This window comes from Microcystis sp. M061S2 (genome assembly GCF_020245605.1).
In the GTDB taxonomy this organism is placed as follows: domain Bacteria; phylum Cyanobacteriota; class Cyanobacteriia; order Cyanobacteriales; family Microcystaceae; genus Microcystis.
In genome coordinates, this window is record NZ_JADBUP010000078.1 from 34,725 (window position 1) to 58,314 (window position 23,590).

General features: G+C 41.0%; 4 protein-coding genes. 1 reads left to right on the plus strand and 3 read right to left on the minus strand.

All coding sequences use genetic code 11. The features are described from left to right. Window positions 1-87: 87 nt before the first annotated feature. Genes IM475_RS14060 through IM475_RS14070 form a run of 3 tightly spaced genes read right to left on the minus strand, consistent with a single transcriptional unit; the run spans window position 88 to window position 20,851 of the window. Window positions 88-14,226, minus strand: coding sequence for a non-ribosomal peptide synthetase (locus tag IM475_RS14060; RefSeq protein ID WP_287727973.1), 14,139 nt, complete (start codon window positions 14,224-14,226; stop codon window positions 88-90). After that, complete coding sequence (locus IM475_RS14065; protein WP_287727974.1) at window positions 14,223-17,540, minus strand: non-ribosomal peptide synthetase; 3,318 nt, start codon at window positions 17,538-17,540, stop codon at window positions 14,223-14,225. Before IM475_RS14065 ends, IM475_RS14060 begins: the two co-directional genes overlap by 4 nt. 14 nt (window positions 17,541-17,554) lie before the next feature. Further along, window positions 17,555-20,851, minus strand: a complete 3,297-nt coding sequence (locus tag IM475_RS14070; protein WP_287727975.1) for a non-ribosomal peptide synthetase — start codon at window positions 20,849-20,851, stop codon at window positions 17,555-17,557. A gap of 630 nt (window positions 20,852-21,481) precedes the next feature. Between IM475_RS14070 and IM475_RS14075 the strand changes: the two genes are divergently transcribed. Beyond that, window positions 21,482-23,551, plus strand: a complete 2,070-nt coding sequence (locus IM475_RS14075) for an ABC transporter ATP-binding protein/permease (protein WP_287727976.1) — start codon at window positions 21,482-21,484, stop codon at window positions 23,549-23,551. Window positions 23,552-23,590 lie beyond the last annotated feature (39 nt).

A 23,590-nucleotide genomic window follows, 5' to 3' on the forward strand; every position in this document is an offset into this window, starting at 1 on the left:
ATTGCCATTGACTAGGATCAATATTTGTCCTTTGCCGTTTTAACTGTCTTGCTAAACTATTGATATCAGCTAAAACTTTAACCGTTTTTATAATTCACCATCCTCATAATCTTCCAAGCTTTCAGTCATAGCTGTTTCTCCCGGTGCAACGGTAAGAACTTCAATGATTTGGGCTAAATTAGCGATAGTTGGGTATTCCAGCAGATTTTGTAAAGACAATTCCACCGAGAAAAGATCGCGGGAACGGGAAATAACCTGAGTCGCTAACAAAGAATGTCCTCCCAATTCAAAGAAATTATCCTTAATCCCAATACGTTCGACTCCCAAAACTTCACTCCAAATTTGAGACATTTGAGTTTCAATCGGGGTACGAGGTGCGAGAAATCCCGTAGCTAAATTGCGCGTAGCTGTATCGGGTGTAGGCAAAGCCAGCCGATCTACTTTACCATTAGGAGTTAAAGGTAGGGTATTAAGCAAAACAAAAGCCTGGGGAACCATATAACTAGGTAGCTTTTGTTGGACAAATTCCCGCACCTGTGGTATCAGCTTCTGGACTAATTTACCATATAGAGGATTATTCGTATAATCAGTCCAGGATTTGGGAATAATCGTCTCATCATCCCAAAAATTGGGGTATGGTTGTTGATCAACTTTACTTATTATCGGTTCTAAGATGGCATTCTGGCGACAGAAAACCACATCGAAAGAACCATCTTGACTACCTTCCCACCAACTGAGATGAACAGTGTAACCTAACTGTTCTCCCAGTTGCCACATTTGCTCAGGATTAATCCCTATTCTGGTATTTTTTGCTAACAATTGCCGCAATTCTCCCACCGTTTTTACCCCAGGAGGATTTTCTAAACAGTCTAAAATTTGTAGCGCCTTTTGTAATCGTTGATTGGGTACATCTCTAATACCTAAATATTCTGGTTGTTCCAGTTTTAGTTTATCTTGTATTTGCCCTAAAGAAAACCGATCCCGCTGCCAATTTAGCCAAGGAATTGCGGTTTTTTGCCCATCAGTATCCAGATGTAAAGTAACATCATAGCGGAATTGGGTTAACTCATTGTCAGCCTGACCCCGTTTCGGTGCAATTTCTACCCAAGAAATTCGCGGAAAACGTTGTTTAAGCGCGATAAAGAACTGAGGTGCAATTAACAATTCTTCTTCGGTAGCTACACTTTGATTCACCTGTTTTTGCCATTCTTCAAGGGTTTTATTAGCTTCAGCGCGAGCTAACTGTACCGCGGCATGGTAAGGCTCTAGTAAGGACAAATTACGGATATCACCTAGGAAAATCTTACCCTGATCCGCAATCGTCTTGACTGCTCCTGCGATAACTTGTAATAGATAATCGACACTAGGAAAATACTGAACCACAGAGTTAATTACTACTCGATCAAAAGTAGCTTGGGGAATGCCAGTAAAATCATCGGCTGTTCGGTGTAATAATTTTACTTTGCCCTCTAAACCCTCAATTGTGCTGCATAAATGTTCGAGGTTATTAATAGTAGCAGCGGAATAATCGGCTCCCCAATATTCCTGACAATGTTTCGCCACACGGAATAGCAATAAGCCACTTCCGCAACCAATTTCTAACACTCGTTGCGGTGGTTGATTTCCTAAAATTCGGCTCACTGTCTGATCAACCCATTCCCGCATTTCTGCTGCGGGAATAGCTTGTCGCGTATAACTACTATTCCAACCACTAATATTAAAAGTGGGGTCCTCGGTTTGAGGTTGGGGTTTACTGTAGGATTCTTCGTAAATCTTTTGCCAATCACTAACATATTCACTCTGCCATTGAGCAAGCTGTTGGGGCAATACTTGACCCTTGAGAGCCGGAACTAAGTAGGCTACCAAATTAGTATTAAGCTGGTCTTGATCATGATCACTTGCCTGATCAGCGCGAGCCATCACAACCGCTTCTTGTACTAGGGGATGTTGGCTCAAAACTGCTTCAATTTCCCCTAATTCAAGGCGGAAACCCCTTACTTTAACCTGATTGTCAATTCGTCCCAGATATTCAATTTTTCCATCAGGTAAATAACGAGCTAAATCTCCCGTTTTGTATAATTTTGACGGCTGCTCTCCCCCCTTATCAAGGGGGGTTAGGGGGGGATCAAGGGAGACAAACGGGTTAGAGATAAACTTCTCGGCGGTCAATTCTGGGCGATTCAAATAACCTCTGGCCACCCCTGCTCCTCCGATGTGTAATTCCCCGGGTACACCGATAGGAACCGGTTGTAAATGCGAGTCTAAAATATAAACTTGGACATGAGGAATTGGCCGACCAATAGTTATTTTTGTGTCAAAAGGCGTACATTTAGCTACCGTTGCACAAACACTTCCTTCTGTGGGTCCATAACCATTAAAGAAATTTCGTCCCTGGGACCATTTTTTCACCAATTCAGGAGAACAAGCTTCCCCGGCGACAATAATAGTTTGCAGAGAGGAAAGATTTTCCCAAGACAGAACCGCTAAAGCTGATGGCGGTAGAGTAATATGAGTAATCTTATTCTCCCGTAATTGCTTGATTAAGGGTAAACCGGGCATTAAATTTTCTTTACTTGCCAAATAAAGTGTCGCTCCTGCTCCCAAAGCCATTAAAACTTCTGAAATACAGGCATCAAAACTAAAAGAAGCAAATTGAAGCACTCGACTCTGAGAAGACACAGCAAAAGTCTGAATTTGCGCCAAAGCTAAGTTACACAACCCTTGATGTTCAACCATCACCCCTTTAGGTTTACCCGTAGAACCAGAAGTATAAATCACATTAGCTAAATTAGAAGCTGTTACCTTCCCCGTCAAATTATCCCGGTTCATTGGTTTAATTTCTTGCCAAGTTTCAGCTAAAAAGATGGTTTTGCCTCGATGATTTGGGAGTTTATCAATCAGTAAACTTTGGGTTAGTAATAAGGGTACTTGACTATCCTCTAACATAAATTGTAAGCGTTCTTGAGGATATTCCGGGTCAAGGGGTAGATAGGCAGCACCGGCTTTAAGGATGCCTATTAATGCCACAATCATGTCTAAAGAGCGCTCTACACATAAACCGACTATTACCTCGGTTTCTACACCTAAAGAGCGTAAATAGTGAGCTAGTTGATTGGCCCGACTATTTAATTCTGCATAGGTCAACTGTTGATTTTCAAAGACTACTGCTACTGCATCAGGGGTACGCGCTGCTTGTTCCTCAATTAATTGATGAATACACTTGTTATAGGAGTAATCTGCTTTTGTCTCATTCCACTCCTCTAATAGTTGATACTCTTCCTCTGGGTTTAATAAGGGTAGTGAAGCTACTGATTGACGGGGATTTTCCACAATTGCCGCTAACAAAGTCTTAAAATGATTCATCAGGCGGACAATAGTTTCAGCATCAAATAAATCCCTGTTATAAGAGCAAAAACCGCCTAATCCTTCCGGTGTATCCCAGAGGTAAAGTTCTAGGTCAACCCTAACTGAATCAAATCCCGATGGTATCTCCTCAATCTTTACTCCGGGTAAATCCCAGGGAGAACTAGGAGCATTCTGAAGGGCAAAAACTATCTGTGTTAAAGGATTACGATCTAAATGACGCTCAATTTGTAATTTTTCGACTAACATCTCGAAGGGTAAATCTTGATGGTCGTAAGCATCTTGAGTAGTTTGTCTGACCTGCGCGAGAAAATCCTCAAAGGTCGGGTCTTGAGATAAATCAAATCTTAACACTAAACTATTGACAAAAAAGCCGATTAACCCTTCAATTTCGGTGCGGTTACGGTTAGCAATTGGTGAACCAATTACCACATCTGTTTGTTGACTATAACGAGATAGTAACACAGCAAAACCCGCTAGTAATGTCATAAAGAGAGTGCTACCGGACTCTTGACTGAGTTTTTTCAGTTGTTGCGTTAGTTGACTATCTAGTTGCAGTCGCTCCGTCCCACCGCGAAAACTTTGGATTGCTGGCCGGGGACGGTCTGTGGGAAGTTGGTGTAGTAGGGGAACCCCGGTTAATTGTTGCTTCCAGTAGCTTAATTGACGGTCTAATACTTCATTGGTTAACCATTGACGCTGCCACAAGGCAAAGTCAGCATACTGTATCGATAAATCAGGTAAATCTGCTTTTGTCCCGGTGCAGAAACTTCGATAATAGACTGATAATTCGTCGATTAAAACACCTATTGACCAACCATCCGCCGCAATATGATGAATGGCTAATAATAGTACATATTCCTCTGTCTTGACTTGCCATAATTTGACTCGTAATACTGACCCTGATTCGAGATCAAAGGGTTCGGAGGCTGCTGCTAATAACAGGTTTTTTACCTGTTGCTCAGAATGACTGAGGTTTTGCAGATTGACAACTGGCAAGGTGAAGGTTACATTAGGATCTATCGCTTGTATTGGTTTGTTATCTTTGAGTTTAAATTGAGTCCGTAGGGGTTCATGGCGTTGAATAATTGCCTGGAAAGCTTTTTCTAAGGCTTTAACATTGAGATTTCCCTGCAAACGCATCGTTAAATCAATAGTATAAGCCCCACTTTCTCCTTCTAATTGATTCACAAACCAGAGACGTTCCTGTGCCCAGGATAGGGGAATATCATCCTCTCGATTAACGGGGACAATTGATGGTAGCTTTAACCCTAAACCTGTTTGCAGTTCTTTTAAAATTACCGCACTTAACTGAGCAATGGTTGGGGATTCAAACAGATAACGCAAGGGTAAAACAATCTCAAAGGTTTCCTGTAATCGAGAAATAACTTGAGTTGCCAACAGAGAATGTCCCCCTAATTCAAAGAAATTATCCTCAATACTGACTCGTTCTAATTTCAGTACCTCAGCCCAAATCTGCGCCATTTTTTCTTCAATGGGGTTACGGGGAGCTATATATTCACCTTTGCTTTGGAAATCGGGAACAGGTAAAGCACGGCGGTCGATTTTGCCATTGGGAGTTAAGGGGAAAGCATCAAGAAGGACAAACGCAGTAGGAACCATATAGTCGGGTAATTTTGCTCGCAAAAATTGCCGTATTTCGTTAATTGTCAGGTTGATTTCGGGTTGCGGTACAACGTAAGCAACTAAGCGTTTATCCCCTAGATTATCTTCACGAACAATCACACAAGAAGACTGTACCGCCTCATTTTGGTTGAGTAAGGCCTCAATTTCTCCTAATTCAATACGGAAGCCGCGAAGTTTTACTTGATTGTCAATGCGTCCTAAATATTCGATTTTACCATCGGGTAAATAACGGGCTAAGTCTCCCGTTTTATATAATTTTGACGGCTCATTGCCCCCCTTATTAAGGGGGGTTGGGGGGCTCACTTCATCCTTCTCAAAAGGATTAGGAATAAATTTTTCTTGGGTTAATTCGGGACGATTGAGATAACCCCGCGCTAATCCCATACCACCAATATGTAATTCTCCCGGAACACCAATCGGGACAGGTTGTAAATGGGAGTCTAAGATATAAATTTGGGTGTTAGCAATGGGACGACCAATAGTGATTTTTTCCGTCGCATCTGTCCATTTTTCTACCGTGGCACAAACGCTGGTTTCTGTCGGTCCATAAGCATTAAAGAAATTTCTACCCGTAGCCCATTGTTTGATCAATTCTTCTGAACAAGCTTCTCCCCCCACAATAATAGTTTGTAACTCTGGTATTTCTTCTAGTGGCAAAGCCGCTAAGGCTGAGGGGGGTAAAGTAACATGAGTAATACCATAATCTTTTAATCGCCCCATTAATGGCAACCCAGGCATTAAAGCGTCTTTGGTGTCTAAATAAAGGGTTGCACCCGATCCTATGGCCATGATAATTTCCCAGATAGAAGCATCAAAATTGAGGGAAGCAAACTGGAGAAGGCGAGAGTTTGACTGTAAGTTAAACGTTTTAATTTGCGCTTGAGCTAGGTTAAATAGTCCCCGATGTTCCACCATTACCCCTTTAGGTTTTCCTGTAGAACCAGAGGTATAAATGAGATTAGCTAAATTATTGGCTGTTACTACTCCTGTTAGGTTATCTTGGCTGTTTTGGTTAATTTCTTCTGTGAATCTGTCTAACAAGATGAGCCGCGCTTGATGTTCGGGTAATTTATCGATTAATCCCTCTTGAGTTAGCAATAATGACAGTTGAGCATCAGCGATGGCAAATTGTAGCCGTTCACTGGGATAATCTGGGTCGAGAGGTACATAAGCACCACCCGCTTTTAATATCCCCAATAATCCCACAATCATGTCTAAGGAACGTTCTAGACAAATCCCCACTAATTCATCTGGTTTTACTCCTAATTTTTGCAGATAATGAGCTAATTGATTAGCACGACAATTTAACTCATTGTAGGTTAATTGTTGCTGGGAACAGACCACCGCTACCGCGTCGGGTGTGCGTTTTACCTGTTCCTCAAATAACTGATGAATACACTTATACTCAGGATAGTAAACTTGAGTATTGTTCCACTCAATTAATAACTGATTAGTCTCACTTTCTGTCAGTAAGGGTAATTGGGAAATCCGCGCTTGAGGATTAGCCGCAATTCCCCCTAATAAGTTGAGAAAATGCCCTGATAATCGCTCAATAGTGCTACTCTCAAACAAATCAGTATTATATTCCCAGACACCTTTTAAGCCATCATCGGTGTTAACCATAGCTAAGGTTAAATCAAACTTAGCTGTGGTATTTTCCGGTGGCAAATCTGTCACCGTTAATCCCGTCATTGCAATCTCAGACTTAGGTGTATTTTGCAGGACAAAAGCTACTTGAAATAGGGGAGTATGGCTCAAATCCCGTTCCGGTTGCAACGCTTCGACTAACATTTCAAAGGGTAAGTCTTGGTGCGCGTAAGCATCCATTGTCACTTCCCGAACCCGGGTTAATAACTGACTAAAACTCGGATTGTCTGATAAATCCGTCCGCATCACTAAAGTATTAACAAAGAAGCCGATTAAACCCTCAATTTCACCGCGATTACGATTAGCGATGGGAGTTCCTACTAAAATATCACTTGACCCTGTATAACGATACAGTAAAGCATCAAAAGCAGCCAACAGCGTCATAAATAATGTCACCCCTTGTTGGCGACTCAATTCAGTCAAAGCTTGGCTAAGTTTGGGGGAAAGGGAAAATTCTTGCTGAGTACCGACAAAGCTTTGCACCGCAGGTCGAGGGTGGTCTGTGGGAAGCGATAATAAAGGGGGTGCAGCTGTTAGTTGATTTTGCCAGTAATTTAATTGACTTTGCAGGACATCCCCTTGTAACCATTGTTTTTGCCAAACTGCAAAATCTGCATACTGAATCGGTAAAGGAGCTAAATTTGCGGGATGATTCTGCACATAAGCATTGTATAAGGTGGTCAATTCGTGAATAAATACTTCTATTGACCAACCATCACTAATAATGTGGTGCATACACACTAATAAGAAATGTTCCGTCTCCGATAGCACCAATAAAGTGATTCTGATTAAAGATTCTTTGGCTAAATCAAAGGGTTGAGTGGCTTGTTTTTGCTTTAATTGCTGTGTTTTTTCTGCTTGCTCCTGGATGGGTAAATCTTGTAAATCAACGACCGATATTGTCTCCCTTGTTGTTTGAATAATCTGAGTCGGTTGTCCATCAATCGTGACCAAATTAGTCCGTAATACTTCATGGCGATCACAGATTTCTCGTAAACTTTGTTCTAAGGCCTTTTGATTGAGGTTGCCTCGGAAATGCAACACCATCGGTATATTGTATAAAGCGCTATTTGGTTGCAATTGATCTAAAAACCATAAACGCTGTTGAGCAAAAGATAGAGGTAGTTCTGTATCCTTAGTTCTCGGTAAAATGGGGGGTACTGTTAGCGTGAGATTTTGCTGCTGTAATTGTCCAATGAGATGCGCTAATTCGGCCACCGTAGCTGCTGCAAATAAACTCCGCAAAGGCAGTTCTATTTTAAATAAACTCCGAATCCGGGAGACTAATTGAGTTGCGAGGAGAGAATGACCGCCAATTTCAAAGAAATTATCATAAATTCCCACTTGCTCTATTTTGAGTATTTCTGTCCAAATTTGCACCAACATCTCCTCAATTCCATTGCGTGGTGCTACATATTGATCCCGGCGATTCCCTATTTTATCTGGTGCGGGTAAAGCGCGACGATCTACCTTACGATTAGTAGTAAGGGGTAAAGATTCCAGAAAAACAAAAGCTTGAGGAACCATATACAAAGGCAATTTACTGGACAGAAACTGACGCAGTTCACTAATCATCGGTATCCGTTCGTAATGGGATACTATATAGGCGACTAAATATTTATCCCCCGGAGTATCTTCCCGAATAATCACACAAGATGTTTGTACATCAATATTTTGGTTAAGTACCGCTTCAATTTCTCCTAACTCAATACGGAATCCGCGAATTTTAACCTGATTGTCAATCCGGCCAAAACATTCAATATTACCATCGGGTAAATAACGCGCTAAATCTCCCGTTTTATACAAACGATTGAACGGTGAATGAGCAAAGGGATTGTTAATAAATTTTTCAGCAGTCAATTCGGGACGATTCAGATAACCCCGCGCTAAACGAACACCGCATAAATGCAATTCTCCCTTAACTCCAATGGGTACAGGTTGCAGATTTTGATCCAAGATATATGCTTTTGTGTTAGCAATGGGACGACCAATCAGCACTGAATTGATTTTTTCTGACTGATAATCTAGCAAGTCATGAACTATGGCGGTTACAGACGCTTCTGTAGGTCCATATACATTAATACATTCAACCCGTTTTCCGACCATTTGTCGCCAAATATTGACGGTTTCTGGTAACACTGCATCCCCTCCCACGGCGACGACCCGCAGACTGGATGGTACAGTAGCTAATGATTGGGAAACGGCGAGCGCCCATTCATGCCAATAGGCAGGGGTAATATTTAAAACGGTGAGGCTTTCTTGTTCTATAAAATCGGCAAAATCAGTCAAAGTTGGGAACATTTGCCCTGGTCTTAAGACCACTGTGCCACCTTTTAACCAAGTGGGGAAAATTTCTTCCGCAGCGACATCAAAACCAAAGGAAGCAAACTGTAAAACGCGATCAAATTCTGTCAAACCGAATACTTCACTAATGCCCCAACTATGATTAACTAAGGCTGCGTGAGTTAACATCACTCCTTTAGGTTTACCGGTTGAACCAGATGTATATAATAGGCATAGTAGATTTTCTGGGGCTACTTCACTGAAGGGATTTTCTGGTGTTTGAACTGTCAATTTTTCGGCTAATTTATCTAAGACAATTACCCCCACATCTTCTACTGGCAAAGAATCGAGTAAACTTTCTTGAGTTAGCAGTAGAGAAATTTGGGCATCTTCTGCCATATAAGTCAACCGTTGCTGGGGATAATCTGGATCTAAAGGTATATAGGCTCCTCCAGCTTTGAGAACTGCCAATAATCCGACAATAACTAACAGCGACCGCTCTAAATAAATACCAACTAAAACTTCTGAATTTACCCCCAAAGATTGGAGATAATGGGCCAATTGATTCGCCTGAATATTTAATTCTTGATAGGTTAATTCTTGACCTTCAAATACCACTGCTACTGCAGCCGGTGTTCGTGCTGCTTGTTCTTCAAATAATTGATGAATACATTGATGGAAAGGATATGCTTTTTCGGTAGCATTCCATTCTTCTAATAATTCTTTTGCCTCGACTTCAGTTAATAGTGGTAGTTGAAAGATTGGCTGTTGCGGGTTAACAACCAATGCTTCTAGTAGGGTGATGAAATTTCCTGTTAATCGCTCAATGGTGCTGCGATCAAATAAATCGGTATTATATTCCCATACCCCTTTTAATTCTGCACCGGTATTCTCCATCGCCAGGGTTAGATCAAATTTGGCGGTGTCATTTTCTGTGGTGAGGGGAGTGGCGGTTAATCCTGTTAGTTCTAAGGGAGACGGGGGACTATTTTGCATCAGAAAATCCACTTGAAATAAAGGTGCGTGACTTAAATCTCGTTCAGGTTGTAGGACTTCTACTAACATTTCAAAGGGCAAATCCTGATGAGCATAGGCATCCATTGTCATTTCCCGTACTCGACCCAATAACTGATGAAAATTGGGCTTACCTGACAAGTCAATTCGCAAAACTAAGGTATTGACGAAAAAGCCGATTAAACCTTCAAGTTCACTGCGATTACGGTTAGCAATGGGAGTACCAATTAAGATGTCTTCCTGTTCCGTATAACGGTAAAGTAAGACAGCATAAGCTGTTAACAGGGTCATAAATAAGGTGACACCCTGTTCCTGGGTTAATTGGGTCAGTTTTTCGGTTAATTCCCAAGAAAGGCTAAAGGGTAAATGTCCCCCAGCAAAACTTTGTTGATTGGGTCGAGGTCTATCTGTTGGTAAAGATAGGAGGGCCGGTGCGCCGGCTAACTGTTTTTGCCAGTAGTCTAGTTGCTGTTGCAATACCTCTCCCTGCAGCCATTGTCTTTGCCAAAGGGTAAAATCTCCATACTGGATAGATAGGGGATTTAGAGGCGAAGATAAACCCTGAATATAGGCATTATAGAGGGCGGTTAGTTCCTGAAGAAATACCCCCATTGACCAGCCATCACTGACAATGTGGTGCATACAGACTAATAAGAGATGTTCCGTTTCAGATAACACCACTAAAGTGATTCTAATTAAGGGTTCACCGGCTAAGTCAAAGGGTTGAATCGCTTGATTTTGTGCTAACTCTTGGGAGGCAATTACTTTTTCACTACCAGATAAATGCTGTAAATCCACAACCGTAACTGTCCAGGTTCGTGCTTGTATAACCTGGGTAGGGATACCATCAACGGTAATAAAGTTGGTGCGTAAAGCCTCATGGCGATCGCAAATTTCTTCTAAACTCTGGATTAAGATTTCTGAGTTCAGGTTTCCCTCTAAACGCAAGGCTAGGGGGATATTATAAAAAGAACTATTCGACTCAAATTCAGCCAAAAACCAGAGACGAGTCTGAGCAAAAGATAGGGGTAATTCTGCTGTTTTGTCCCTGGGTAAAATCGGCAGTTCAGTTAGTTGTTCTCCTTCGGAAAGCCGTTTTATTTCTTGGGACAATTCGGCGATTGTCGGTGCAACAAATAACTCGCGTAAGGGCATTTCTACCTGAAAAGCCTCACGGATGCGCGAAATTAGTTGCGTTGCTAATAATGAATGTCCACCCAACTCAAAGAAGTTGTCGTGAATCCCCACCCGTGCAACTTTTAACACTTTTGCCCAAATCGAGGATAATATCTCCTCAATGGGGTTACGCGGCGCAATATACTGCTCTTGGCTTTGGAATTCGGGGGACGGTAAAGCACGATGATCGATTTTACCATTAGGCGTTAAGGGTAGGGATTCCAAAATGACAAAGGCACTAGGAATCATATACTCTGGTAACTTGGCTTTCAGGAATTGCCGCAGTTCAGTAACATTAAGTGAATTTTGCTCTTTTTGGGGGGAAATAATCTCTATTTGAGGAATAATATAGGCGACTAAACGTTTCTGATTTGTCTCATCTTCTTGGGCAATCACAACAGCCGTTTTTACTGCATTGTGCTGACTAAGAACGGTTTCAATTTCTCCCAATTCAATGCGGAAACCCCGAATTTTTACTTGATTGTCAATCCGTCCTAAATACTCAATATTACCGTCGGGTAAATACCGACATAAATCTCCGGTTTTATAGAGACGTTCCCCTTGTAACTGTCCCCTATTCTCTAAATAAATAAATTTCTCTTGTGTTAACTCTGGACGATTAAAATAACCCCGCGCTAATCCCATACCACCAATATGTAATTCTCCAGCTACCCCCACAGGAACAGGTTGTAAGAAAGCATCGAGAATATAAACCTGAGTATTACTGATGGGTCGCCCAATGGGAACATTGGTTATAGTTGGTGAAGTAAATTCGGAGAAAGTTGTCGCAATGGTTGCTTCCGTTGGCCCGTAACCATTGAATAGTCGAGGAAGAGGGGAATATTGGCCTGTAACTGTTTGCCATTGCTGGACTTTTGCCGGTTGAATGGCTTCTCCACCAATGAAAATTACTTTAATATTTGAGAGAATTGGCAGGGTAGCAGCAGTTAGTTCCGAGGCTAATTGATGCCAATAAGCAGTAGGAATACCCAAAACTGTTAATTGCCATTTTTGACAACATTGCCAAAAATCCTCACTAGAGCGCAACATCTCTTCTGTTCGCAATACCAAGGTCGCACCCGATAACAAACTAACAAAGATTTCTTCAACAGAAGCATCAAAGCAGATAGAGGAAAATTGCAGAATTTGATCCTCTGAGGTAATACCATACTCTCGAATAGTAGTCAGGATATAGTTGACTACTGAGCGATGTTCAATCATTACCCCTTTGGGTTGACCTGTGGAGCCAGAGGTGTAGATAATATAGGCTAAATTGTGCTGCTCAACTGCTACCAAAGGGTTAACTGTACTCTGTTTGGCAATTGTTGACCAGTCTTGATCTAAACAGATGGTTGTTCCTTGAAATTGGGGAAGTTGCTCAATAAATTTAGATTGCGTCAACACAATACTAAGTTGAGTATCTTCAATAAGATAGGTAATTCGCTCTTGGGGATAATTAATATCTAAAGGAACGTAAGCTCCCCCAGCTTTAAGTATTCCCAGTATTCCGATAATCATGTCTAGGGAACGTTCAACAAAAATCCCGACTAAACTATCGGATTTTACCCCTAAAGATTGTAGGTAATGGGCTAATTGATTAGCACGATTATTTAATTCTTGATAGGTGAAAAATTCATTTTCTAATTTAACTGCGATCACCTGTGGATTCTGTTTTACTTGTTGTTCAAACAACTGATGCAGACACAAATCATTTTTGTAGTCAATTTTAGTCTGATTCCAATCAAATAATAACTGATTAGTCTCGCTTTTTGTTAGTAAAGGTAATTGACCAATTACTTGTTCTGGATTAGCAATAATCCCAGTTAATAGGTTAACAAAATGCTCTGATAGTCGCTCAATTGTGCTTTTGTCAAACAGATCTGTATTATATTCCCAAATCGTAGTTAATCCAGCTTCTTTTACCTGTATGGATAAACTTAGATCGAACTTAGCTGTCTTAAATTCTAAAGGCTGACGAGTGGCTTTTATTCCTTCTAAATCTATACTATCTACAATTTCATTATCTAAACCAAACATCACCTGAAATAGAGGAGTATAACTCATGTTTCTTTCAGGTTGTAGAGCCTCTACTAACATCTCAAAAGGTAAATCTTGATGGTCGTAAGCATCCGTTGCTGTCTCTCGTACCTGTTTTAATAACTCGCTAAAACTGGGATTTCCTGCTAAATCTGTTCTTAAGACTAAGGTATTGACAAAAAAGCCGATTAACCCAGCTAATTCACTACGAGTACGGTTAGCGATAGGCGTACCGACTAAAATGTCTGTTTGTCCTGTGTAACGATAGAGTAGAGTCTGAAATGCGGTCAGGAGGGTCATAAATAAGGTGACACCTTTTTCCCGACTCAGCTTATTTAACCCTTGACTAAGTTCTGGAGAAAGGTTACATTTTATCCGATCTCCCCGAAAACTTTGTTCTAGAGGACGGGGATAATCCGTAGGTAGATGTAATAAAGCGGGTGCTGCTGCTAACTGTTTTTGCCAGTAATTTAACTGATTTTGTCGGATTTCTCCCTGCAAATATTCCCTTTGCCAAATTGCAAAATCTGCGTATTGGATTGGTAACTCTTGTAAAAGAGGTTCTAAACCTTTAGTATAGGCATTATAAAGGGTTGTCAATTCCTCAATAAATACCCCCATTGACCAACCATCAGAGACAATATGGTGCAGACAAATTAGCAAGAAATGTTCTGTGTCTGATAACTTAAGTAGGGTGGCTCTAATTAGGGAGTCATTGGCTAAATCAAAAGGTTGATGGCTGTGAATTTCCAGCCATTTTTTTATTTCCTGCTCTTCTCGATATTTTGGGCTGTCTTTCCCATTGACAAGCGTTAATTGCCAATTACTTTCTGGTTTAATTACTTGTACAGGATTTCCCTCAATAGTGGCGAAATTTGTGCGGAGGGACTCATGGCGCTGAATAATTTCTTGTAGGCTTTTTTCGAGGACATCTACCTGGAGATTTCCCGCTAAATGCAAGGCCAGGGAAATATTATAAAAGGGACTGTTTGGTTCTAATTGATCTAAGAACCATAAACGCTGTTGAGCATAAGATAGGGGTAATTCTTCAAAATTCATTTTCTTTTTCTTGGTAAAATTGCTGGAACGATGGGAGCGGATTTTTCCTGTTTTAACTGTTCAATCACTTGGGCTAATTCTGCTAGTGTGGCCGAGTTGAATAACTGACGTAAGGGAAGTTCAACTTTCAAGCGATCGCGTATCTGTGCTACTAATTTAGTGGCTAGTAGGGAATGGCCTCCCAGTTCAAAGAAGTTATCATTTATACCCACTTTCTCGACTTTTAGCACTTCTGACCAAACAGTTACTAATATATCCTCGATCGGGTTACGCGGAGCAACATATTTGTCTGATGGTTCACTACTAGATTCTGGTGGGGGTAAAGCTCGACGATCTATTTTTCCATTAGCAGTAAGGGGTAAGGCATCTAAAATAACGAAAGCATTAGGTATCATGTAATCGGGTAAATTAGCTTTCAGAAATTGCCGTATTTCGTTAATGGTAATTATTTTTTCCGATTGTGGCACAATGTAGGCCACAAGACGCTTATCTCCTGTTGTATCATCCCTCACTATTACTACTGTTTCCCAAATCTGGGGATGAGATGCTAATAATGCTTCGATTTCCCCCAACTCAATCCGAAAACCCCGAATCTTAACTTGATTGTCAATGCGTCCTAAATATTCTAATTCTCCCTTGGGTAAATAACGGGCTAAATCTCCCGTTTTATACAATTTTGACGGCTCATTGCCCCCCTTATTAAGGGGGGTTGGGGGGATCACTTCATCCTTCTCAAAAGGACTAGAAATAAACCTTTCTGTTGTTAATTCAGGACGATTGAGATAACCTTTTGTTACTCCGGCACCCCCCACATACATCTCCCCGGGTACACCAACCGGTACAAGTTGTAAATATTGGTCTAGTAAATATACTTGTAAGTCGGGAATGGGACGACCAATCACACTAGCTGTACTATCCAAGTCGGTCATACTTAATGGTCGATAGGTAACATGAACGGTAGTTTCCGTAATTCCGTACATATTAACTAATTGGGGGCATTGGTCGCCATGGCGCTGAAACCAAGGTTGTAAACTGTTAATTTCTAAAGCTTCTCCTCCAAAAATAACCAAACGTAAGCTTAAATCGTTATCTGTTGTCGATGAACGATCCCCCCTAACCCCCCTTGATAAGGGGAGAAAACTTCCTTTTAAGGATTCTTCAGCTTGAATTAACTGACGGAAAGCGGTAGGAGTTTGATTGAGAATTGTGACTTTTTCTTGACATAATAGCTGATAAAATGCTTCGGGGGAACGAGTTATTAAGTAGGGTACAACTACCAAGCGTCCACCATATAACAAAGCTCCCCACATTTCCCACACCGAAAAGTCAAAAGCGTAGGAATGAAATAGAGTCCAAACATCTTGACTACTAAAATTATACCAAGCATCTGTAGCGGCAAATAATCGCACGACATTGGAGTGATTGACTAACACCCCTTTCGGTTTACCCGTGGAACCGGAAGTGTAGATAACATAAGCTAAGTTATCTGGAGTGACGGTGTTTTCTGGATTTGAATGGCTGTTTTCAGCAATTTTTTCCCAGTCGCTATCTAAGCAAATGATGGAAGCTTGATGTTGGGGGAGAGTTTCTCCTAACTTTTGTTGCGTTAACAGCACTGATAATTGAGCATCTTCTAACATGAAGCTTAACCGTTCAATCGGATATTCTGGGTCAAGAGGAACATAAGCACCACCCGCTTTTAATATCCCCAATAAACCCACAATCATCTCTAAAGAACGTTCAAGACAAATACCCACTAATTGATCAGGTTTTACTCCCAAAGATTGCAAATAATGCGCTAACTGATTAGCTCGATTATTTAATTCATTGTAGGTTAATTGTTGATCTGAATATACAACTGCTACCGCTTCGGGTGTGCGTTTTACCTGCTCTTCAAATAACTGGTGAAGACACTTAGTAACTGGGTAATCAACCTGCGGATTATGACCGTCTATTAATAATTGATTTTTCTCAAATTCTGTCAGCAGAGGTAATTGAGAAACTCGCGCCTCTGGATTGGCGACCATTCCCTCCAGTAAGGTTTGAAAATGCCCCAATAGGCGAGTAATTGTCCCATCATCAAATCGGTTAGTATCATAGCTAATTCGCACCTGTAATTGATCCCCAGGGAGCGCAATTAGGGTTAGAGGATAATTAGTTTGTTGAGAAACCTGAATATTTTCCAGATAAAAACTATCATTACCTAAGACCGCAGTAGCGTCAACTGGATAATTTTCAAAAACAACTATACTGTCAAATAAAGATTCACCCCTAGGGATTTCACTCCAAGTTTGAATCTCTGCTAATGAACTATATGAGTATTGATTAGACTCAACTAACTGAGCTTGTAAATCTTTTAATAAAGTCAGTGCTGAGGTGTCTGGTTTAACTTGGATTCGCATGGGCAAGGTATTAATAAATAATCCCACCATTGCTTCAATACCAGCAATAGATGTCTCACGACCAGATACAGTCGCACCAAATACTATGTCTGTTTCTTGGCTATAGCGCGATAGCAATAATCCCCAAGTTGCTTGCACTAAATTATTCAGTGTCAAGCGATTTTTCCTAACAAAAGATTGGCAGGTAGCTGTGGTTAAAGCGGGGAACTGAATTTGCTGTTTTTTATAGACGTTGCTATTTTTTGAATTCGCTGATCTTTCTATGACCAAAGGAGTAGGAGCAGTAAAACCTTGCAGTTTTTGTTGCCAAAATTCTTCGGCTGGTTTTTGTTCCTGTTGCTGTAGCCAAGCAATATATTGGCGATAGCTGACAACAGGTTGATCAGTGCTAATCTGATTTTGAGAAATTTCTTGATAAATCTTTAAAAAATCTTTAATCACTAAAGATAAAGACCAACCATCAAGTAATAAATGATGACTACTCCAAACAAATTGATAGGTATTTTTATCCAACTTGATCAGATTTAGGCGCATTAATGGAGCTTCAGACAATTCTAGGGATTTTTGCTGATCACTCTCCAAAAAAACTGCTAATTCCTGTTCTTGCTGTTGTGCGGTTAAATGTTGCCAATCAAATGTAGCGACTCTCACAGTTACTTGTCGATACACTACTTGTACAGGTTGGCTCAATGATTCCCAAATAAAAGCTGTACGGAAAACGACATACTTTTCTACTAATCTTTGCCAAGCTTGCTCGAATATTGTTGTATCGACATTGCCCTTTAAATTACAACTAAATTGGACGAAATATACATCTGAATCTGGCTCATACAAGCTATGAAACAACATCCCCTGTTGCATCGGCGATAGGGGATAAATATCGGCTACATTTTGTCTATTTGTGCTATTCATCTGGGAGTTCATCGTTACAGTTGAGCTAATATTTGTTCTAGTTCTATTTGGTCGATTTCTAATAAGGGGAAATCTTGGGCGGTGTAATCTCCAGTATCCGCTTCAGGCGGCGGAGGATTCACTATTTCTGGTTCTGTTTGTGACTCGGTGACTCTTTTTGCTACTGTGGCTAATTCGGCGATACTTTGATGGGTAAATAATTGTTTGGGGGTTAACTCTAATCCTGCTTTTCTGGCTCTAGTAATGATTTGAATAGTCAGGATGGAATCGCCCCCCAGTTCAAAGAAGTTATCATAGATACCTACTGGCTCTACTCGCAAAACTTGTGACCAGATTGTGGCTAATATTTCTTCTTCTAGGTTACGAGGAGCAACAAAATTCAATTCTATCTCCCCACGCAAGTTGGGTTCAGGTAAAGCACGATGGTCTAATTTGCCATTGGGGGTTAAAGGTAAGGTTTCTAAGGTAACAAAAGCAGTAGGAATCATGTAATCTGGGAGCCTAGCTTTGAGAAATTGCCGCAGTTCATTTGTGCTTGGGGTGACATTTTTGGGCGGCACGATATAAGCAACTAGGCGTTTTATTCCTGGACTATCTTCACGAGCGGTGACACAAGTTGTTTCTACATAATTATGCTGACTCAGAACTGCTTCAATTTCTCCTAATTCAATGCGGAATCCTCTAATTTTTACCTGGTTATCAATACGTCCTAAGTATTCGATATTGCCATCCGGTAAATAACGAGCTAAATCTCCTGTTTTATATAATCTGCTTTCTGTTGTCTGATGGAAGGGATGAGAGATAAATTTCTCATTGGTTAACTCTGGACAATTGAGATAGCCTCTCGCTAATCCCGCACCGCCTATGTGTAATTCCCCAGGCACACCAACAGGAACAGGTTGTAAATATTCGTCTAAAATATAGGTTTGTACGTTAGCAATAGGACGACCAATCACTGGTTTGAGGTTAGCTGTGATCAAACAGATTGTGGTATCCACAGTGCATTCTGTCGGTCCATAAACGTTATAGAAATTAATGTTTTGAGCCTTGGCCAAAGTTGCCCACATAGATTCATCAATGGCTTCTCCTCCCACCAAAACAGATTGATGATGATTGTCACTGTCCAGCAATCCTACTGAAATCAGTAGCCTCAGTTGCGATGGTGTGCAATCCAATACATCTATTTTTTGCTGCCGCAGGTAGGATAACATGGCATGGCCATCAAATCGCACCTTTTCTGGCACAATGTTCAGGCTATGACCATATATCAGTTGGATAATCTGTTTCACGGAAGTGTCAAAAGCTAAAGAACCATTGATGCTGACTCGCAATGGGGAAATCTGATGGTGAGCATAAATAGCTTGATGCAGTCCGTGAGCAAGATTGACAACGGAGGAATGCTGAATCATCACTCCCTTTGGCTCTCCTGTTGAACCTGAAGTGTAGATTGCATAAGCTAAGTTTTCCGGTTGAACTTCACAGCAGGGATTTGATTCCTGTGCTTGAGTGATAAACGACCAGTCAGTATCTAAACAAACGAGTTCTGATTGGTGTTTTGGAAGTCCTGCGATTAAATGTTTTTGGGTTAATAGAACTCTAACTTGAGCATCTTGGAGTATATACAGTAAACGCTCAGTTGGATACTCAGGGTCAATTGGTAAATAACCTCCACCTGCTTTCAAAATACCTAGCAGTCCTACCATCATTTCTAGGGAACGCTCGACACAAATTCCCACCAACACATCTGGTCCCACCCCCAAATTTTGCAGGTAATGAGCTAACTGGTTCGCTCTGGCATTCAACTCCCGATAATTTAACTGCTGGTCTTCAAACACGACCGCTATATTATCAGGAGTTCGTTCCACCTGTTCCTCAAACAATTGATGAATACACTTATCTAATGGATAGTCAGCCTGAGTATTATTCCACTCAAAAAGTAACTGCTGCTGCTCAACTTCTGTGAGCATTAATAATTGGGAAATTGGCTGCTGTGGGTTCAGCACAATAGAGTTGAGCAGTCTGACAAAATGCTTGGCCATACGCTCAATGGTAGCGGCATCAAATAAGTCGGTGTTATATTGCCAACACGGCTCAATCTCCCCTTTCGCTTCCCTGACCATTAAACTCAAATCCAAGTGTCCGCCTCGTTGTCCTTTCAAGTATGGCTCCATTCGCAACAGGGATTTTTGCAAATGCAAGGAATTATTTTTTGCTTCACACCAAGTTAGTGCTTGCCAAGCAAAACTGACTTGACATAAAGGCGAACGGCTAGTATCTCTTTGTGGCTGAAGTTTATCTGCTAACAGAGAAAATGGGTAATCTTGATGCTTTTGGGCTTGTCTAACTATTTTGCCAACTTGAGCCAGAAGTTCTGTAAATGTAGCATTCTCCTGAACAGAAACTCTTAAAACGGTCAGGTTGGAAAAGTAGCCAACAATCTCTTTAAATTCTTTAGCCGTCCGACCTCTCATTGGGCTGCCTATAAGAATATCTGTTTGATTAGTGTAGCGGTAAAGTTGGACGTAAAATGCTGTGAGCAGAATCTGATAAAGACTGGTGTTCGATGCTGAAGCTAGATACCTGAGTTTTTCAGTTAACTGTTCATCTAGCTTGACAATGTATGAGGCTCCTTGATAGGTCTTTACTGGGGGGCGGGGTTTGTCGGGAAGCAGATGCAAAATTGGCAATTCGCCAGCTAATTGTTGTTGCCAATATTGCCACAGTTTTTCTCCCCTATTACCCGATAGCATTGCTGCTTGCCATTGGACAAAATTTGCATAGGTTTTATTTTCATTCCAAGAATCTGGGGCTGTTTCTGTCTGCTGTTGACTAAATTGCTCCACTTCCTCGGGATATAAAGCTTGAAATTCACTCAGCAGTAAATTATAAGACCACATATCACCAGCAATATGGTGCATTGTCAGCAAGAGAATGTGTTCTGCTGCTGAACGAGTAAATAAATTCACCCGCAAAACTGAATCTTTTTCTAAGTTAAAAGGGCGGTCAGCAATAGCATAGATTTTTTCTACTAATTGGTCTTCGCTCCAGTCGCTGGCATCTATTACCTCAACCTTAAAATTCTCTTGCTGGTTAACCTGTTGTACCGGTTTGCCTTCATAACTGGTATAGGTGGTTCTCAGAATCGGGTGCTTTTCAATAATTTTTTGCCAGACACGATTGACAACAGCAATCTCTAAATAAGCATGAATTTTTGCAGTAATAAATATATTATAAGCAACGCTCTCCGGAGCAATTTGGCAGATTAACCACATTGCTTCTTGTCCCGGTGAAAGTGGGTAAATTGTTTTCATATTTCTACTCATGACTCTCCCGCATTTGTGATGATAAAAAAAGGTTATCTAGGGGAAAGCGTATGCTTTATGCCCCTACAGAAACCGAATTTGCCCCACTGTAGGGGCGCAAGGAAGCCGAGTACAAAATGTAACATATATCGAACATTTTTCACCATGATGTCGCAAGGTCTGTTATCGCTTTGAGGGAACAGTAAACGGGGAAGAAAATCGGCGCACCTCATTACTTTGAACCCTGTATCCTGAAATCCTATCATAGAAAAGAAAATTTGTCATGGTCAACAAAATTCGGTAATATGTGGTAGTCTGAGAAGCGCTCACTAGCTTTAGCTATCAAAACAATGGTTACTTGTAGTAAGATAACGAGGGTTAAAAAAGCAGTAGCAGGGGGGCTGAGAAAGCGATCACTCTATGCTGACAGATAAAGCGACGGGAGTATGTTACCACAACTCAAGCACAATAACCTTAAAATTGTCGGGGAGCTTTATATTTTCGCCAATTGCCTTCTACACAGGGGAGGGTTTCTCCTGAAACTAGCCCACACAGACAACCTAAGGATCAACTCCGCCAATCCAGCCAAAATCTAAAATCATTCCTGCAAAATGTCCACAACTCAAATATAAATGCTATATGTCCGCCAAAGTCCCTCAAGATCGATCGACGACTAATATTATCTCCGATGTCAGCAAATTTTGGCACAGTGTCAAGCTGATCGCTGCTCCCTATTGGTATCCTACTGAATCGGGGGGAAGGGCTTTTTCTGATGTGATGAAAGCTTGGGCAATGCTCATCCTACTAATCGGGGCAATACTAGGAGTTGTGGGATTAAATGCCTTCAATAGCTTTGTTAGTAATTACTTAGTTGATGTCATTCTTGAAAAAAATGATTTTGATAAATTTGTCAAAACTTTGGTAGTTTTCGCGGTTGGACTGCTCTTTGTCACCCTTTTAGTTGGCTTGCTCAAATTTCTCAGAAAAAGAATCGCCCTGGATTGGTATGCTTGGCTCAATGACTGGATTCTCACAAAATATTTGCATAATCGCGCCTATTACAGAATTAATTTTAAATCCGATATCGACAACCCAGATCAGCGTTTATCCCAGGAAATTGAGCCGATTACCAGTAAAGCTCTCTCCTTTTTTGCAGTTGCCCTAGAAAATGTCCTAGATATGATCACTTTTTTAGTGATTCTCTGGTCAATTTCTTCCTCTGTCGCCATTATTTTAGTCGTTTGGACAATTCTCGGTAACGTCATTGCTATCTATTTTAACCAGGCTTTAAATAAAATCACTCAAGAAGAATTAGAACTTAAGGCTAACTATAATTATGCTCTAACCCACATTCGTAATCATGCGGAGTCTATCGCTTTCTTTGAGGGAGAAAATCAGGAATTAAATATTATTCAGCGGCGATTTAATAAACTCTTAGACAGTGCTAAACGTAAAATTGATTGGGAGAGAGGCACAGAAATTTTTAGTCGAGGCTATCAGGCGGCAATTCAAGTATTTACTTTTGTCATTTTGGGTCCTTTGTATATCAATGGTGAGGGGGTTAGTTTCGGACAGGTCGGGCAAGCCTGTTTAGCGGCTAATTTGTTTGCTACGGCGCTGGCGGAATTAATTCGTGAATTTGGCACTTCGGCACAATTTAGCAGTTATGTTGAACGTTTATCAGAATTTTCCCAAGCCTTAGAAGAAGTCATTAAACAACCAGAAAATTTAAGCACGATTACAACTGTCGAAGAAACCCAATTTTCCTTTGAAGATGTCACCTTGCAAACTCCCGATTATGAACAGGTAATTGTCGAAAACCTCTCCCTTTCTGTTCAGCCAGGACAAGGTTTATTAATTGTCGGGCCGAGTGGTCGGGGTAAAAGTTCCTTGCTACGCGCAATTGCCGGTTTATGGAATGCAGGAACCGGCCGATTAGTTCGTCCCCCCCTAGAAGAAGTATTGTTTCTGCCCCAACGTCCCTATATAATATTAGGAACCTTGCGAGAACAGTTACTCTATCCCAATCGCAATCAAGAAACCAATGAGATAAAATTAAGGGAAGTTTTGCAAGAAGTCAATCTCCAAAATTTACTAAATCGAGTCAATAGCTTTGATACAGAAGAGCCTTGGGAAAACATTTTGTCCCTGGGAGAACAACAACGTTTGGCTTTTGCTAGGGTATTGATTACCCGTCCCAGTTTTACTATCCTCGATGAAGCCACAAGTGCTTTGGACTTAAACAATGAGGAAAATTTATATCGGCAATTGCAGAAAACTCACACAACTTTTATTAGTGTCGGACATCGGGAAAGTCTCTTTAACTATCATCAATGGGTTTTAGAACTCTCTAGTAATTCCCATTGGCAACTGCTTACAGTGGAGGAATATCGCCGACAAAAAGTGAAAGAAATTATTAATATTTCTGTCGATAATTCTCAAGATAGGCTCGAAGATTTAGCGAATCAGGAAACCGAAGTCAATCCTAAAATCAATTCTGCCGGGGAACCCCCCCCCGAATCGCCAACGACAACAATCTTAACAGAAGTCGAAGAGGGACTTTCCCATGCACAAATGAAGGAATTAAGCGACTATTCCCTTAGTAGCATCAGAAGCAAAGCCAGTCAGGGAAAATCAATTACGGGGAAAGATGGACTGACCTATCGCTATGACAAAGACCCTAAAATCTTAAAATGGCTAAGAGTTTAGCCGATGAGAGACGGGTCAAAAAACAACGTTAAACCATTA